The organism is Streptomyces flavofungini (assembly GCF_014650815.1).
Lineage (GTDB): Bacteria > Actinomycetota > Actinomycetes > Streptomycetales > Streptomycetaceae > Streptomyces > Streptomyces flavofungini.
Genome location: NZ_BMVR01000015.1, coordinates 162,971 through 178,957 on the forward strand (window position 1 = coordinate 162,971; position 15,987 = coordinate 178,957).

Sequence of the window (15,987 nt, forward strand, 5' to 3'; positions counted from 1 at the left end):
GATCGCGGTCTTTGCGCTGGTGGCACTCGTTGCCAAGGGGGTGGCGAAGCTGTGACCGCCGAAAACATCGTCGGCCTCGTGGTGGCTGTCGCCCTGCTGGGCTATCTCGTCCTCGCCCTTGTGTTCCCGGAGAGGTTCTGAGTCAAGTAATGAGCCCCGTCCTCGCTGGTGTGCTCCAGCTGCTCGCGCTCGTCGCCGCACTGGCCCTCGCATACCGTCCTCTCGGCGACTACATGGCCGGCGTCTACTCCTCCGACAAGCATCTGCGCGTCGAGAAGTGGATCTACAAGGGAATCGGTGCCAATCCGAACACGGAAATGCGCTGGCCCGCTTATCTGCGCGGTGTTCTCGCCTTCTCCGCGATGAGTGTGCTGTTCCTCTATCTGCTGCAGCGGCTCCAGGGATCGCTGCCGGGCTCGCTCGGCTTCAAGGCCATCGACCCGGACCAGGCGTTCAACACGGCGACCTCGTTCGTGGCGAACACCAACTGGCAGTCGTACTCCGGCGAACAGGCCATGGGCCACGTCGTGCAGACCGGCGGCCTCGCGGTGCAGAACTTCGTCTCGGCCGCCGTCGGCATCGCCGTCGCCGTGGCCCTGGTGCGCGGCTTCGCGCGCTCGCGCACCGGCGAACTCGGCAACTTCTGGTCCGACCTGGTCCGCGGTGTCGTCCGCATCCTCATCCCGATCTCCGTCATCGGCGCGATCGTCCTGGTCGCCTGCGGCGCGATCCAGAACTTCTCCGGGATCCACGGCGTCGGCCAGTTCATGGGCGGCAGCCAGGAGTGGAACGGCGGCGCGGTCGCCTCGCAGGAGGCCATCAAGGAGCTGGGCACCAACGGCGGCGGCTACTTCAACGCCAACTCCGCCCACCCCTTCGAGAACCCGAACCCGATCTCGAACCTCTTCGAGATCTTCCTCATCCTGGTGATCCCGTTCGCCCTGACCCGGACCTTCGGCAAGATGGTCGGCTCGGTCAAGCAGGGCTACGCGATCCTCGCCACGATGGCGACGATCTGGATCGGCTTCACGGCGCTGATGATGTGGACCGAGTTCCACCACGGCGGCCCGGCGTTCGACCTCGCGGGCGGCGCGATGGAGGGCAAGGAGACCCGCTTCGGCATCGGCGGCTCGTCGCTCTTCGCGACCAGCACCACGCTCACCTCCACCGGTGCCGTGAACTCCTTCCACTCCTCCTACACCGGCTTCGGCGGCGGGATCACGATGCTGGGCATGCAGCTCGGCGAGATCGCGCCCGGCGGTACCGGGTCGGGTCTCTACGGCATGCTCATCATGGCGATCATCGCGGTCTTCATCGCGGGTCTCATGGTCGGACGTACGCCGGAGTACCTGGGCAAGAAGATCGGCACCCGGGAGATCAAGCTCGCGGCCTGCTACATCCTCGTCACGCCCGCGCTCGTGCTCGGCTTCACCGGTGCCTCCATGGCCCTGTCGACGCCGAAGGACTCGATGCTCAACAGCGGCGCGCACGGATTCTCCGAGATCCTGTACGCCTTCACCTCCGGCGCCAACAACAACGGTTCGGCGTTCGCCGGTCTGACCGCGGACACGCAGTGGTTCAACACCACGATCGGTCTCGCGATGCTGCTCGGCCGGTTCCTGCCGATGGTGTTCGTCCTCGCGCTCGCCGGGTCGCTGGCCGAGCAGAAGCCGATCCCGGCCACGGCGGGCACGCTCCGTACCGAGAAGCCCCTGTTCACGGGCCTGTTGGTCGGCACCATCATGATCATCACTGGTCTGACGTACTTCCCGGCGCTCGCGCTCGGGCCCCTCGCAGAGGGTCTCGCGTCATGACAACCGACACCAGGAAGCAAGAGGAGCCCGGCTCCATGACTCCCACGTCCACCGCGACTCCCACGCGTGCGCCGCACCAGGATCTGCCCACCGGGCACAAGCCGGACGACGGCAAGGTCGGCGGCGGCCTGTTCGACCCCAAGCAACTCCTGAAGTCGTTCCCGGACGCCGTCAGGAAGCTCGACCCGCGGGTGATGGTCAAGTCCCCCGTGATGTTCGTGGTCCTGATCGGCTCGGTGCTCACCACCGTGCTCGCCGTCAAGGACCCGGGCGACTGGTTCGGCTGGGCGATCGCGGCGTGGCTGTGGCTGACCACGATCTTCGCCAACCTGGCGGAGGCCGTGGCCGAGGGCCGCGGCAAGGCCCAGGCCGACACGCTGCGCAAGGCCAAGACCGACACCGTCGCGCGCCGCCTTTCCGCCGATGGCAGGACCGAGGAGCAGGTGCCCGGCACCGGGCTCAAGATCGGTGATCTGGTCGTCTGCGAGGCGGGCGACGTGATCCCCGGCGACGGTGACGTCGTCGAGGGCGTGGCGAGCGTCGACGAGTCGGCGATCACCGGTGAGTCCGCTCCGGTCATCCGTGAGTCCGGCGGCGACCGCTCGGCCGTCACCGGCGGCACGAAGGTCCTCTCCGACCGCATCGTCATCAAGATCACGACGAAGCCCGGTGAGACCTTCATCGACCGGATGATCAACCTGGTCGAGGGCGCCGCCCGGCAGAAGACGCCCAACGAGATCGCGCTGAACATCCTGCTCGCCTCGCTGACCATCGTCTTCCTGCTCGCGGTCGTCACGCTGCAGCCGTTCGCGGTGTACGCGGGTGCCGAGCAGTCCATGATCGTCCTTGCCGCGCTGCTTGTCTGCCTGATCCCGACGACGATCGGCGCGCTGCTCTCCGCGATCGGCATCGCGGGCATGGACCGCCTGGTCCAGCGCAACGTCCTCGCGATGTCGGGCCGTGCGGTGGAAGCCGCCGGTGACGTCTCCACGCTGCTGCTCGACAAGACCGGCACCATCACCCTCGGCAACCGTCAGGCCGCCGAGTTCGTGCCGGTACGCGGGACGACCGACGCCGAGGTGGCCGACGCCGCCCAGCTCTCCTCGCTGGCCGACGAGACGCCCGAGGGCCGCTCCATCGTCGTGCTCGCCAAGGAGAAGTACGGTCTGCGCGAGCGTCACCAGGGCGAACTGGTGGACGCCGAGTGGATCGCCTTCACCGCCCAGACCCGGATGTCGGGTGTGGACGTGGACGGGCGCAAGGTCCGCAAGGGCGCGACCGGTTCGGTCGCCGCCTGGGTCGTGGAGCGCGGTGGCACGGTCACCGACGAGGCCCAGGAGCTCACCGACAAGATCTCGCAGGCGGGCGGCACGCCGCTGCTCGTCGCCCTGGAGGACGCCAAGGGCGCCCGCGTCCTGGGTGTCATCCACCTCAAGGACGTCGTCAAGGAGGGCATGCGGGAGCGGTTCGACGAGCTGCGCCGCATGGGCATCAAGACCGTCATGATCACGGGTGACAACCCGCTGACGGCCAAGGCGATCGCCGACGAGGCGGGCGTGGACGACTTCCTCGCGGAGGCCACGCCCGAGGACAAGATGGCGCTCATCAAGCGCGAGCAGGCCGGTGGCAAGCTCGTCGCGATGACGGGTGACGGCACGAACGACGCTCCGGCGCTCGCGCAGGCCGACGTCGGCGTGGCCATGAACACCGGCACCTCGGCCGCCAAGGAGGCCGGGAACATGGTGGACCTGGACTCCAACCCGACCAAGCTCATCGAGATCGTGGAGATCGGCAAGCAGTTGCTGATCACCCGTGGCGCGCTGACCACCTTCTCGATCGCCAACGACGTCGCGAAGTACTTCGCGATCATCCCGGCGATGTTCGCGGTGGTCTACCCGGGCCTGGACAAGCTCAACGTGATGGACCTGTCCAGCCCCAAGTCCGCGATCCTGTCGGCCGTCATCTTCAACGCGCTGATCATCATCGCCCTCGTGCCGCTGGCCCTGAAGGGCGTGCAGTACCGGCCGATGAGCGCGGACAAGATGCTGCGGCGCAACCTGGGGATCTACGGCCTCGGCGGGCTCGTCGCCCCGTTCATCGGCATCAAGATCATCGACCTGCTCATCTCCCTCATCCCGGGCATTGGGTGACCTGAAATGAACAACTCCGTAGGAAACACCGCCCGGTTGCTGGGCGCCGGACTGCGCGCCCTGCTCGTCCTGACCGTCATCTGCGGCGTGCTCTACCCGCTCGCCGTGACCGGCGTGGCCCAGGCCCTGTTCAACAACAAGGCCAACGGCTCCGAGATCAAGGACGGCGGCAAGGTCGTCGGCTCCGAGCTGATCGGACAGCGCTACGACCTGCCGCTGAAGAAGGGCCAGGAGACCCCGGAGCCGGACCTGAAGTGGTTCCAGCCCCGGCCGTCCAACGGGCTCGGTACGAACAGCGTGAACACCCAGTACAAGCTGCTCCTGTCCGGCGCCACCAACCTCGCGGGCGACTCCGGGTCCCTGCAGAAGGACGGCAAGGAGGTCTGCGACCCCAAGGCCGAGGAGGGGCTGTGCGCCCAGGTCCGCGCCGCCCGGGACGCCGTCATCAAGGACAACCGGACGGCCGACTACAAGGTCAGGCCCTCGGACATCCCGGCGGAGGCCGTGACGTCCTCGGGCTCGGGCCTGGACCCGCACATCTCCCCGGAGTACGCCGACCTCCAGGCGCACCGCGTCGCGGACCGGAACGGCCTGGACTTCGAGCAGGTGGAGAAGCTGGTCGACGACCACACCGACGGGCGGATCCTCGGCTTCATGGGTGAGCCGCGCGTCAACGTCCTCAAGCTCAACATCGCGTTGAAGCACCTGGTGGCGGAGAAGGGCTGACCTTCCCCCTGCGCCGCAAGGCCCCTCGCGGTCCGGTTCGCCGGACCGCGAGGGGCTTTTTCCGTGCCTTCTTCAAGCCTTGACGGAAGTCAGGTCCGTACCTATGGTCACCGTTCAACACGCGTGTTCAGACAGGCACTTGAAGTTCACATACACGAACGGATGGCCTCTTCATGGCGCCCACCCCCACACCCGTACGCCACCGCCGCAGACCACGCCCGGCCCTCCTCGCGACCGCCGCCACCGCCGTGGCCGCCCTCGCCGCCACCCTGCTCGCCTGGCCCGGCACCGACCGCGCCGACGCCGCCCCCGCCGCCTTCGCGCACCCCGGAGTGACCGTCTCCAAGGGCCAGTTGGACTTCACCCGCGAGAAGGTGAACACGGGCGCCCAGCCCTGGAAGGGCGCCTTCGACCAGATGATGGGGAGCAAGTACGCCTCCCTCTCGCGCGCCCCCAAGCCCCGCGCGATCGTCGAGTGCGGCTCGTACTCCAACCCCAACTACGGCTGCACCGACGAGCGCGAGGACGCGATAGCCGCGTACACCACCGCGCTGGCCTGGTACATCACCCGCGACGAGAAGTACGCGAAGAAGTCGATCGAGCTGATGGACGCCTGGTCCGGCACCATCAAGGACCACACCAACAGCAACGCCCCGCTCCAGACCGGCTGGGCGGGATCCTCCTGGCCCAAGGCCGCGGAGATCATCAAACACACCTACACGGGCACCTGGGCGAACTCCGGGCGCTTCTCGACGATGCTGCGCAACGTCTACCTCCCGAAGATCATCAACGGCTCCAACTCCAACGGCAACTGGGAGCTGTCGATGATGGAGGCCGCCGTCGGCATCTCCGTGTTCCTGGAGGACAAGGCGTCGTACGACAAGGCCATGGCGAAGTTCCGCACACGCACCGCCGCGTACGTCTATCTGCCCGCCGACGGCGCGCTGCCCAAGACCGTGCCGAGCCAGAACCTCGACACCCGCGAGAAAATCGTCAAGTACTGGCAGGGGCAGGGCACCTTCGTCGCCGGGCTCACCCAGGAGACCTGCCGCGACTTCACGCACACCGGCTACGGCATCTCCGCCATCGCCCACGTCGCCGAGACCAGCCGCATCCAGGGCCAGGACCTGTACGGCACGGACGTCGGCGAGCGCCTGCAGCACGCACTCGGCTTCCAGGCGAAGTACGAGCTGGGGGAGGCGCCGCCGAGCTGGCTCTGCAAGGGCTCCGTGCACCGCGGCCTCGGACCGATCACGGAGGTCGGCTACAACGCCCTGCACAACCGCCTCGGGGTGCCCATGGCCAACACCGAGCGGCTCACCGGGCAGAACCGTCCCGCCGGGTCGAACAACCTCTTCGTGGCCTGGGAGACGCTGACGCACGGGGACAATCCGCGCTGATCCGGCTCATCTGCGGGTTCCGGTCCGCAGGCGCTGACCTGTAGGTACCGGGCCGTACGGACCGCACTGGTCCGGATCGGGGCCGCTCCGCATGCCGGGGCGGCCCCTGTGTGCTGTCCGGCCCGTCCCGACGGCCGAAAATGGCGTCTTTCGCCCCACTCCGGACGTGCTGGAGGGCATCAGGGTTGTGTCAAGGAGCCTCAGGGAGGTCGGCCTCATCCGATTTGCCGTGATTATTGGCCGTAAGGTCGACGCTGCGTACACAGCAGTTTCAGGAAGACAATGAGGCCATGGCACGCGGCAAGCTACGGATATACCTCGGTGCGGCACCGGGCGTCGGCAAGACGTACGCCATGCTCGCCGAGGCGCACCGTCGTATCGAGCGCGGCACCGACTGTGTCGTGGCCTTCGTGGAGCACCACCACCGCCCGCGCACGGAAGTGATGCTGCACGGCCTGGAGCAGGTGGCCCGCAAGGAGCTGGAGTACCGGGGCTCGCGGTTCAGCGAGATGGACGTGGACGCCGTGCTGCGGCGCGCGCCCGCCGTCGCGCTCGTCGACGAGCTTCCGCACACCAACGTGCCCGGCTCGCGCAACGCCAAGCGCTGGCAGGACGTCGAGGAGCTGCTCGAAGCGGGCGTGGACGTCATATCCACCGTCAACATCCAGCACCTGGAGTCGCTCGGCGACGTGGTCGAGTCGATCACCGGCGTCCGGCAGCGCGAGACGGTGCCGGACGAGGTGGTGCGCCGCGCCGACCAGATCGAGCTGGTCGACATGTCGCCGCAGGCGCTGCGCCGCCGGATGGCGCACGGCAACATCTACAAGGCCGACAAGGTCGACGCGGCCCTGTCCAACTACTTCCGCCCCGGCAACCTCACGGCCCTGCGCGAGCTGGCGCTGCTGTGGGTGGCCGACCGGGTCGACGAATACCTCCAGCAGTACCGGGGCGAGCACAACATCCGCTCCACCTGGCAGGCCCGCGAACGCATCGTCGTCGGCCTCACCGGCGGACCCGAGGGCCGCACCCTCATCCGCCGCGCCGCCCGCGTGGCCGCCAAGGGCTCGGGCAGCGAGATCCTCGCCGTCTACATCGCCCGCAGCGACGGCCTCACCGCGGCCTCGCCCAAGGAGCTGGCCGTCCAGCGGACCCTCGTAGAGGATCTTGGCGGAACCTTCCACCACGTCATCGGCGACGACATCCCGGCCGCACTCCTGGAGTTCGCCCGCGGCGTCAACGCCACCCAGATCGTCCTCGGCTCCTCGCGCCGCAAGTCCTGGCAGTACATCTTCGGTCCGGGCGTCGGCGCCACCGTCGCCCGCGAGTCCGGGCCCGACCTGGACGTCCACATCGTCACGCACGGCGAGGTGGCCAAGGGGCGCGGGCTGCCCGTGGCGCGCGGCGCCCGGCTCGGCCGCTCCCGGATCATCTGGGGCTGGCTCGTCGGCATCGTCGGCCCTGTGCTCCTGACGCTGCTGCTCACCCACGTCGACGCGGACCTCGGTCTCGCCAACGACATGCTGCTGTTCCTGACGCTCACGGTGGCGGCGGCCCTGCTCGGCGGCATGCTCCCGGCGCTCGCGTCCGCGGCGGTCGGATCGCTGCTGCTCAACTACTACTTCACACCGCCGCTGCACCTGTGGACGATCTCCGACAACAAGAACATCGTGGCGATCGCGGTCTTCGTGGCCGTCGCGATCTCCGTGGCCTCCGTCGTGGACCTCGCCGCGCGCCGCACCCATCAGGCGGCCCGGCTGCGCGCCGAGTCGGAGATCCTCTCCCACCTCGCGGGCAGCGTCCTGCGCGGTGAGAACAGCCTGGACTCCCTCCTGGAGACCGTCCGCGAGACCTTCGCCATGGAGTCCGTGGCCCTCCTGGAGCGCGAGAGCGACGTGACGCCGTGGACCTGCGCGGGCAGCGTCGGCGCCCGCGCCCACGTCGGCCGCCCCGAGGACGCCGACGTGGACGTGCCCGTCGGCGACCACCTGGCCCTCGCCCTGACCGGCCGCGTGCTGCCCGCCGAGGACCGCCGCGTCCTCGCCGCGTTCGCCGCCCAGGCCGCCGTCGTCCTGGACCGCCAGCGCCTGCAGACCGAGGCCGACCAGGCCCGCACCCTCGCCGAGGGCAACCGCATCCGCACCGCCCTGCTCGCCGCCGTCAGCCATGACCTGCGCACCCCGCTCGCCGGCATCAAGGCCGCCGTGTCCTCGCTGCGCTCGGAGGACGTGGAGTGGTCCGAGGAGGACCAGGCCGAGCTCCTCGCGGGCATCGAGGCGGGCGCCGACCGCCTCGACCACCTGGTGGGCAACCTTCTGGACATGTCACGGCTGCAGACCGGCACGGTCGCTCCGCTGATCCGCGAGATCGACCTCGACGAGGTGGTCCCGATGGCCCTCGGCGGCGTCCCCGACGGCAGCGTCCTCCTGGACATTCCCGAGGACCTGCCGATGGTCGCCGTCGACAAGGGCCTCCTGGAGCGCGCGGTCGCCAACATCGTGGAGAACGCCGTCAAGTACGCGCCCGAGGAGGCACCCGTGTTCGTCTCGGCCAGCGCGCTCGGCGACCGGGTGGAGCTGCGGGTCGTCGACCGGGGACCCGGGGTCCCCGATGATGCCAAGGACCGCATCTTCGAGCCGTTCCAACGCTACGGTGACGCTCCACGCGGAAGCGGCGTCGGCCTCGGCCTCGCGGTCGCCCGTGGCTTCGTGGAATCGATGGGGGGAACCCTCGACGCGGAGGACACTCCTGGTGGCGGCCTCACGATGGTGCTCACCCTGAAGGCGGCGGCCGGACGACCGCCCGTCGTGCCCGACCTCTCCGCCCAGATGACCTCGTGACCGCCACGGAACGTCCCGTACGTGGCACCGAAAGCCGCGGCAGCGGCGCTGACAAGCCCGAAAGGCAGGTAGGAATGACCCGGGTGCTCGTGGTCGACGACGAGCCGCAGATCGTACGCGCCCTCGTGATCAATCTGAAGGCACGCAAGTACGAGGTGGACGCGGCACCGGACGGCGCCACCGCCCTCCAGCTCGCCGCCGCCCGCCACCCCGACGTGATCGTGCTCGACCTCGGTCTGCCCGACATGGACGGCGTGGAGGTGATCAAGGGGCTGCGCGGCTGGACGCGCGTGCCCATCCTGGTCCTCTCGGCCCGGCACAGCTCGGACGAGAAGGTCGAGGCCCTGGACGTCGGCGCCGACGACTACGTGACCAAGCCCTTCGGCATGGACGAACTCCTCGCCCGGCTGCGCGCCGCCGTCCGCCGCGCGGAGCCCACCGGGGCCGGTGAGGACGACGTGATGGTGGACACCGAGGACTTCACCGTCGACCTGGCCGCTAAGAAGGTCAACCGCAACGGCCGGGACGTACGCCTGACCCCCACGGAGTGGCACCTCCTGGAGGTCCTGGTGCGCAACGCGGGCCGTCTCGTCAGCCAGAAGCAGCTCCTTCAGGAGGTGTGGGGTCCCTCGTACGGCACGGAGACGAACTACCTGCGCGTCTACATGGCCCAGCTGCGCCGCAAGCTGGAGGCGGACCCGGCGCACCCCCGGCACTTCATCACGGAGCCCGGGATGGGATACCGGTTCGAGCGGTAGCTCGATGGCGGAGCAGGCGGGGGGAGCGGTGGCGGGGCCACGCCGACCGAGGCTTGAGGTCCGCTCCGAGCGGGCATCAGCACAGGTGAGCGCACCCATTGCGGGGGCGCGGGTGACCACCGGTACGCTTCGGGTATGAGTGCTGTTCCTGGTTCTGCCCCTGGATCCGGCAAGCCGGCAGGCCGCTTCCGGCGCATGCTCGACCGGCTGTCGTCCTCCCAGGAGGACCTGGAGTCGCAGGAGCTGCGCGAGGACGCCGAGACGGCCGGTTGTACCCGCATCGGTGACTGCCACGACCGCCAGATAGTCACCGTTACTGGTACGTTGCGCACGGTCACCCTGCGGCCCCGCGCCGGTGTCCCCGCCCTGGAGGCGGAGCTGTTCGACGGCTCCGCCGCGCTCGACGTGGTGTGGCTGGGCCGGCGCTCCATCGTGGGGATCGAGCCGGGGCGCCGCCTGATCGCGTCCGGCCGGATCTCCATAGACCGCGGCCGCAGAGTGCTCTTCAACCCCAAGTACGAACTCAGACCGCTCGGACGGGAGTAACCGGTGACGTCAGTCGACAAGCCGACCGACCAGGCCGTGGGCGACCGCCCGCAGGACGCGGCCGCCGCGCAGGCGGCCCAGGACGCCGAGACCAGGGCGCTGACCCAGGCCGCGCTGTTCGACGCCTTCGGCGGCATCCGGGGCACGGTCGAGACGATGGTGCCGGGCTTGCTGTTCGTGCTCATCTACACGATCAACAAGGACCTGCACCTGTCGGCCATCGCCGCCCTGGCCGTGGCGCTGATCCTGGTCGTGGTCCGCCTCGTCCGGCGCGACACCGTCAAGCACGCCTTCAGCGGCGTCTTCGGCGTCGCCTTCGGCGTGGCCTTCGCCATGTTCACGGGCAACGCCAAGGACTTCTATCTGCCCGGCATGATCTACGGCACCGGCCTCGGCGCGGCCTTCTTCCTCTCCGCGCTCGTCGGCTATCCGCTGCTCGGGCTGCTGCTCGGCCCGGTCTTCCGCGAGAACCTGTCCTGGCGCACCCGTAACCCCGGCCGCAAGAAGGCCTACACGAAGGCGTCGCTGGCCTGGGGCCTGATCTTCCTCGCCAAGTACGCCATCCTCTTCCCGCTGTACTGGTGGGCCGACACCGAGCAGCTCGGCTGGGTCCTGATCGCCCTCAAGCTGCCCCCGATGGTCCTCGCCGTGTACTTCACCTGGGTGTTCCTGGCGAAGGCGCCGCCGCCGATCGATGTGTTCGCGGAGATGGAGGCGGCGGAGAAAGCCGAGAAGGCGGCCGCTGAGCAGCGGCAGCGCCAGGGTTAGCCCTGTCCCGCGTGCGCGTCCCGTGCGGGTGGGACAGTCCGCCGCCGATCGCGCTGCGCGCTCGTTCTCAAACGCCGGACGGGCTGGATACGTGCGGGGGCGGGCTCAGAGGCACCCAGCGGGGCGAGGCGTTTCGGGCCAGAGGGTGCCGGGCTCCTGGTGGCCCCGAGGGAAGGCTGGGCGGGAGATAGCCCGTCCGGCGCTTGAGGACGAGGCCCGCCAGGGCCGATACGGCGGTCACGCAGGTGGGGGGCGCCCGGAAAGATCCGGGCGCCCCCCACCTGCGTAGAGCCCAGGGGCTAGCCGGCGCGGCGAGCCGACAGCAGGTCCTCCAGCTGCTCCTCCCGCGCCTGCGCGGCCACGAAGAGGAGCTCGTCACCCGCTTCGAGCGAGTCGTCCGGCGTCGGCGCGAGAACGCGCGTACCGCGGATGATGGTGACGAGGGACGTGTCCTCGGGCCACTGGACGTCACCGACGCGGGTGCCCGCGAGGGTGGACTCCGGCGGCAGCGTCAGCTCGACGAGGTTCGCGTCGCCGTGGCTGAAGCGCAGCAGCCGTACCAGGTCGCCGACGCTGACGGCCTCCTCGACGAGCGCGGACATCAGCCGCGGCGTGGACACCGCGACGTCGACGCCCCAGGACTCGTTGAAGAGCCACTCGTTCTTGGGGTTGTTGACGCGCGCGACGACCCGCGGCACGCCGTACTCGGTCTTGGCGAGCAGCGAGACGACGAGGTTGACCTTGTCGTCGCCGGTCGCGGCGATGACGACGTTGCAGCGCTGCAGCGCGGCCTCGTCCAGCGAGGTGATCTCGCAGGCGTCGGCGAGCAGCCACTCGGCCTGCGGGACGCGCTCGACGGAGATGGCCGTCGGCGCCTTGTCGACGAGCAGCACCTCGTGCCCGTTCTCCAGGAGCTCACCGGCGATGGAACGGCCCACCGCGCCCGCTCCGGCAATGGCGACCCTCATCAGTGACCGCCTTCCTCGGGGCCTTCGGCGAACGCGGCCTCGACCTTCTCGACCTCGTCGGTGCGCATCATCACGTGCACCAGATCGCCTTCCTGGAGCACCGTCTGCGACGTCGGCAGGACCGCCTCGCCGAGCCGGGTGAGGAACGCGACGCGCACGCCGGTCTCCTCCTGCAGCTGGCTGATCTTGTGCCCGATCCAGGCGGCGGACGCGTGCACCTCGGCGAGCTGTACGCCGCCGGTGGGGTCGCGCCACAGCGGCTCCGCGCCGGACGGAAGGAGGCGGCGCAGCATCTGGTCGGCGGTCCAGCGGACCGTGGCGACCGTGGGGATGCCGAGACGCTGGTAGACCTCGGCGCGGCGCGGGTCGTAGATACGGGCCGCGACGTTCTCGATGCCGAACATCTCGCGGGCCACGCGGGCGGCGATGATGTTCGAGTTGTCGCCGCTGGAGACGGCGGCGAAGGCACCGGCGTCCTCGATGCCGGCCTCGCGCAGGGTGTCCTGGTCGAAGCCGACGCCGGTCACACGGCGGCCGCCGAAGCCGGAGCCCAGACGGCGGAATGCGGTGGGGTCCTGGTCGACGACGGCGACCGTGTGCCCCTGCTGTTCCAGGGTCTGCGCGAGAGCGGAACCGACTCTCCCGCAGCCCATGATGACGATGTGCACGTCGTTACCCCGCGCTCCTCATGGCCCTCGTGACCTGCGTAAATGCCCTACTCATGACTCTCGCCCTCGAATGTTCCCCGTGCTTGCTCGAGTCCACGTTAACGGCTTCTTCACCCGGGTCGGATGCCGCGGGACGGTCCGGGGCCGCGGGCGGGCCCGGAGCAGGGCCGTGGGCCCGCTCAGGACGAGGCCGCGGGCGCGCTCACTCGACGGCGCGCAGCATGCTCTCCATGGCCTGGACCCGGACGTTCAGCTCGGTGAGCTGGGTCCGTATGGCTTCCTGCTGGGCCGCGACCGAGTCCAGCGACTTGCGGTAGCCCTCCATCGCCTGCGCGTACTCGACGTCGCGTTCGCGGCTGCGCTGCGTCTGGAACTTGGCCACGATCACGATTGCGCCGGCAAGGATCAGGAAGAAGGCGATCGGGATGATCGCGTCGCTCATTGGGGCGTCCCCTTTGGTGAGTGCTTTCCGGCTTCGCCCGTCCCGTCCGGCGGGGCGTCCGCCCCGCCGAGGCGGGCAGCCGCGAGAATCGTATCCACGTTCAACTGCACGTCAAAGGGTGCGAGTTCGAAGTACTTCAGGGCCTTGCCGTCGTCGGACAGCTCCAGCCTGCCGATCACGAGACCGGCTTTCTCCAGGCGTTCCAGATGCATGTACAGGAGCGGCCGGGAGACGCCGAGGCGGCGGGCGAGTTCGCTGACGTACAAGGGTCCGCCGGCGAGCTCCGTGATGATCCGGATGCGCTGGGCGTGGCCCACGGCCGCCAGAAAGGCCAGCAGCTCCTCGCTGTTCATGGCCTGCATGGCCCGCCTTCGCGCCGTCCCGATACCCGTCGGCCAAGGCTTACGCATGGCTTGAACCACTGTCAAACCCTCCGTCGATCGGACTCTTCCGTTCCTGCGTGCCTGCTCACGCGTGCCGACTCGCTCCGGTGCGTGCGAGGTGGCCTGCCCGCTCTCGCTCGATCCTGACAGTTGACGTCTTCGACCTTCACCTGTCAGTCTCAACTTACACATGAAGGACGGGAGAGTCGCTATGGCAGCGAGGGGGCCGGACATGAGGCGCGGCACAAGGCGGTCGATGACGGTGCGGGTGGCGCGCTGGAGCGCGCTGCACCCGTGGCGGGCGATCGTCGGCTGGTTCGTGTTCGTGGTGCTGTGCCTGGCGGCGGGCATCACGGCCGGGATGAACCAGGCGACATCGGCGGACTTCCGCGTCGGCGAGGCCGGACGTGCGGAGGGACTGGCGGCGCGGGGCGACCTCCAGATCAAACCGCTGGAGCAGATCCTGATCAGCGCCCGGCCGGGCCGGCGCCTCGAAGGCCGCACCGCCGAGGCGGCCGACGCGGCCGTCCGGGACGTCACCCGGCGCATGAAGGCCCTGCCCGAGGTCGACGAGGTCGCCGCGCCGGTCCGCTCGAAGGACGGCCGGGTGCTGCGGGTGCCCGTCACCCTGAAGGGACCGGAGCAGGAGGGCAAGAAGAACGTCGTCCCGCTCCAGGCCGAGACCGAGAAGGTGAAGAAGGCCCACCCGGACGTCGTGGTGGAGGAGACCGGCGCCGCGTCCGTCAGCAAGGGCGTCAACGACCAGCGCGGCAAGGACCTCGCGTTCTCCGAGACGATCACGCTGCCCGTCACGCTGATCACGCTGGCCCTGGTGTTCGGCTCGGTCCTGATGGTCGGCGTACCGCTGCTGCTCGCCATCACCTCGATCATGGCGACCATGGGCCTGGCGATGCTCGCCTCGCACCTGCTGCCCGACACCGGCGTCGGGATGAACATGATCCTGCTCATCGGCATGGCCGTCGGCGTCGACTACACGCTCTTCTACCTCAAGCGCGAACGCGAGGAACGGGCCCGCGCGGGCGGCAGGCTCTCCGCGGAGGCGCTGGTCGAGGCCGCCGCCGCGACCGCGGGCCGGGCCATCGTGATCTCCGGGCTCGCCGTGATCGTCTCCACCGCCGCGCTCTACCTGGCCGGTGACGTCATCTTCGACTCCCTGGCCACCGGCACCATCCTGGTCGTCGCCGTCGCCGTGGTCAGCTCCGTGACCGTGCTGCCCGCCATGCTCGTCAAGCTCGGCAGCCGCGCCGAGCGCCGCGCGGACAAGCGCCGCGCCGCGGGCAAGCCCGTGAAGTCCGACGCCGACAAGAAGCCGGGCCGCGTCTGGAACGCCCTGCTCACCCCCGCCCGCAAGCGCCCCGCGCTCACCCTGTGCCTGGCCGTCCTCGTCCTGCTCGGCCTCGCGGCGCCCGCCGTGACCATGAAGCTCAAGGACCCGGCCCGGGACAGCTTCTCCCGCGAGATCCCCGCCATGCAGGGCTACGACCGGCTGCTCCACGCCTTCCCCGACCTGCGCATCCGCTACCAGGTCGTGGTCGCCGCCGAGCCCGGCCGGGCCGGTCAGGTCAAGGACGCCCTGCGCGACCTCGACCGCAGGGCCGCGGCCGACCCGCTCCTCGCCCGCCACGACCGCCCCGTCATCAAGACCTCCGCCGACGGCCGCGTCAGCACCCTGGACCTCGGCGCCCGCCACGCCACGTACTCCGACGAGGCCGCCGAGGCCCTCGACCACATCCGCGACGACTACCTACCCGCGACCGTCGGCAAGCTCGACGGCGTCGAGAGCGGCGTCAGCGGTGACGTGCCGCGCGGCGTGGACTATGTGGACCACCAGAACCAGAAGCTGCCGCTGGTCCTCGGACTGCTGCTCCTGATGACGTTCGCGATGACGGTGTACGCGTTCCGGTCCGTCGTCCTCGGACTGCTCGGCGTCGGCCTCAACCTGCTGTCCGCCGCGTCCGCGCTGGGGCTGCTCGTGCTCGTCTTCCAGGGGGAGTGGGCCGAGGACCTGCTGTCCTTCGTCTCCCTGCACGGCATCTCCTCGCGCGTGCCGCTGTTCCTCTTCGTGATCCTCTTCGGGCTCTCGATGGACTACCAGGTGTTCGTGGTCAGCCGGATCCGCGAGGCCGCCCTGAACGGCGTGCCCACCCGGCAGGCCGTGATCGACGGGATCGCGGCGTCCGCCAAGGTCGTCACCAGCGCGGCCATCGTCATGGTCACCGTCTTCGCCAGCTTCGTGATGCTGCACATCCTGGAGATGAAGCAGATGGGCTTCGTCCTCGCGGTGGCCGTCCTGCTCGACGCGTTCGTGATCCGCGTCATGATCCTGCCGGCGGCGCTGCTGCTGCTCGGCCGGGCGACGTGGTGGCCGTCGAAGGCGGTGGCGAAGGCCGAGGAGCGGATCACTCGCGGGTACGCGGCTCCGCTGGACGAGAGCGCGGAACCGCAGGTGGCGGGGGCGGGAACGGCCCCCGGGAGGTGAGCGGGCGCGCGGCGAGCGGCCGCGCGC

The 15,987-nt window shown here is 69.6% G+C and carries 14 protein-coding genes; 10 read left to right on the forward strand and 4 right to left on the reverse strand.

The window, feature by feature from the left end; genetic code table 11:
* Window positions 1–51 precede the first annotated feature (51 nt).
* From kdpF to IE274_RS32060, 9 genes are all read left to right on the forward strand, one after another.
* Window positions 52–141: a K(+)-transporting ATPase subunit F gene (gene kdpF, locus IE274_RS32020; RefSeq protein WP_033264828.1), complete on the forward strand. Its 90-nt coding sequence runs from the start codon at window positions 52–54 to the stop codon at window positions 139–141.
* A gap of 8 nt (window positions 142–149) precedes the next feature.
* The gene (kdpA, locus tag IE274_RS32025; RefSeq protein WP_190119435.1) at window positions 150–1,814 is read left to right on the forward strand and encodes a potassium-transporting ATPase subunit KdpA; all 1,665 of its coding nucleotides are present in this window, start codon (window positions 150–152) and stop codon (window positions 1,812–1,814) included.
* Window positions 1,811–3,964, forward strand: a complete 2,154-nt coding sequence (kdpB, locus tag IE274_RS32030) for a potassium-transporting ATPase subunit KdpB (RefSeq protein ID WP_190119436.1) — start codon at window positions 1,811–1,813, stop codon at window positions 3,962–3,964. The genes kdpA and kdpB overlap by 4 nt, the downstream gene beginning before the upstream one ends.
* 6 nt (window positions 3,965–3,970) lie before the next feature.
* A complete protein-coding gene (locus IE274_RS32035; protein ID WP_190119437.1) occupies window positions 3,971–4,690 on the forward strand; it encodes a potassium-transporting ATPase subunit C in 720 nt (239 codons plus the stop codon).
* Window positions 4,691–4,863: 173 nt separating this feature from the next.
* Complete coding sequence (locus IE274_RS32040) at window positions 4,864–6,090, forward strand: alginate lyase family protein (protein ID WP_190119438.1); 1,227 nt, start codon at window positions 4,864–4,866, stop codon at window positions 6,088–6,090.
* Window positions 6,091–6,380: 290 nt separating this feature from the next.
* Entirely contained in the window at window positions 6,381–8,927 is a 2,547-nt protein-coding gene (locus IE274_RS32045; RefSeq protein ID WP_190119439.1) for an ATP-binding protein, read from the forward strand.
* A 74-nt stretch (window positions 8,928–9,001) separates the two neighbouring features.
* Window positions 9,002–9,685, forward strand: coding sequence for a response regulator (locus IE274_RS32050; RefSeq protein ID WP_190119440.1), 684 nt, complete (start codon window positions 9,002–9,004; stop codon window positions 9,683–9,685).
* A 135-nt stretch (window positions 9,686–9,820) separates the two neighbouring features.
* Window positions 9,821–10,231, forward strand: coding sequence for an OB-fold nucleic acid binding domain-containing protein (locus IE274_RS32055; protein WP_190119441.1), 411 nt, complete (start codon window positions 9,821–9,823; stop codon window positions 10,229–10,231).
* 3 nt (window positions 10,232–10,234) lie between these two features.
* On the forward strand, window positions 10,235–10,999 hold the full coding sequence (locus tag IE274_RS32060; protein ID WP_190119442.1) for a DUF3159 domain-containing protein: 765 nt from the start codon (window positions 10,235–10,237) through the stop codon (window positions 10,997–10,999).
* Window positions 11,000–11,298: 299 nt separating this feature from the next.
* On the opposite strand, the gene IE274_RS32065 is transcribed toward IE274_RS32060, so the two are convergent.
* The 4 genes from IE274_RS32065 to IE274_RS32080 all read right to left on the reverse strand — a co-directional run bounded on the left by IE274_RS32065 (window position 11,299) and on the right by IE274_RS32080 (window position 13,430).
* On the reverse strand, window positions 11,299–11,967 hold the full coding sequence (locus tag IE274_RS32065) for a potassium channel family protein (RefSeq protein ID WP_190119443.1): 669 nt from the start codon (window positions 11,965–11,967) through the stop codon (window positions 11,299–11,301).
* Entirely contained in the window at window positions 11,967–12,635 is a 669-nt protein-coding gene (locus tag IE274_RS32070; RefSeq protein ID WP_030357311.1) for a potassium channel family protein, read from the reverse strand. Before IE274_RS32070 ends, IE274_RS32065 begins: the two co-directional genes overlap by 1 nt.
* Window positions 12,636–12,837: 202 nt before the next feature.
* Window positions 12,838–13,077, reverse strand: coding sequence for a hypothetical protein (locus IE274_RS32075; RefSeq protein WP_190119444.1), 240 nt, complete (start codon window positions 13,075–13,077; stop codon window positions 12,838–12,840).
* Window positions 13,074–13,430, reverse strand: coding sequence for an ArsR/SmtB family transcription factor (locus IE274_RS32080; RefSeq protein WP_190119445.1), 357 nt, complete (start codon window positions 13,428–13,430; stop codon window positions 13,074–13,076). The genes IE274_RS32075 and IE274_RS32080 overlap by 4 nt, the downstream gene beginning before the upstream one ends.
* A 262-nt stretch (window positions 13,431–13,692) precedes the next feature.
* On the opposite strand from IE274_RS32080, the gene IE274_RS32085 reads away from it, so the two are divergent.
* A complete protein-coding gene (locus IE274_RS32085; RefSeq protein ID WP_229909949.1) occupies window positions 13,693–15,960 on the forward strand; it encodes an MMPL family transporter in 2,268 nt (755 codons plus the stop codon).
* Window positions 15,961–15,987: the final 27 nt, after the last annotated feature.

Bases quoted from the DNA above. Each gene is read 5' to 3' on its own strand.
- kdpA (WP_190119435.1), top strand. From the start codon at position 150: ATGAGCCCCGTCCTCGCTGGTGTGCTCCAGCTGCTCGCGCTCGTCGCC.
- kdpB (WP_190119436.1), top strand. From the start codon at position 1,811: ATGACAACCGACACCAGGAAGCAAGAGGAGCCCGGCTCCATGACTCCC.
- IE274_RS32035 (WP_190119437.1), top strand. From the start codon at position 3,971: ATGAACAACTCCGTAGGAAACACCGCCCGGTTGCTGGGCGCCGGACTG.
- IE274_RS32040 (WP_190119438.1), top strand. From the start codon at position 4,864: ATGGCGCCCACCCCCACACCCGTACGCCACCGCCGCAGACCACGCCCG.
- IE274_RS32045 (WP_190119439.1), top strand. From the start codon at position 6,381: ATGGCACGCGGCAAGCTACGGATATACCTCGGTGCGGCACCGGGCGTC.
- IE274_RS32050 (WP_190119440.1), top strand. From the start codon at position 9,002: ATGACCCGGGTGCTCGTGGTCGACGACGAGCCGCAGATCGTACGCGCC.
- IE274_RS32055 (WP_190119441.1), top strand. From the start codon at position 9,821: ATGAGTGCTGTTCCTGGTTCTGCCCCTGGATCCGGCAAGCCGGCAGGC.
- IE274_RS32065 (WP_190119443.1), bottom strand. From the start codon at position 11,967: ATGAGGGTCGCCATTGCCGGAGCGGGCGCGGTGGGCCGTTCCATCGCC.
- IE274_RS32075 (WP_190119444.1), bottom strand. From the start codon at position 13,077: ATGAGCGACGCGATCATCCCGATCGCCTTCTTCCTGATCCTTGCCGGC.
- IE274_RS32080 (WP_190119445.1), bottom strand. From the start codon at position 13,430: ATGAACAGCGAGGAGCTGCTGGCCTTTCTGGCGGCCGTGGGCCACGCC.
- IE274_RS32085 (WP_229909949.1), top strand. From the start codon at position 13,693: ATGAGGCGCGGCACAAGGCGGTCGATGACGGTGCGGGTGGCGCGCTGG.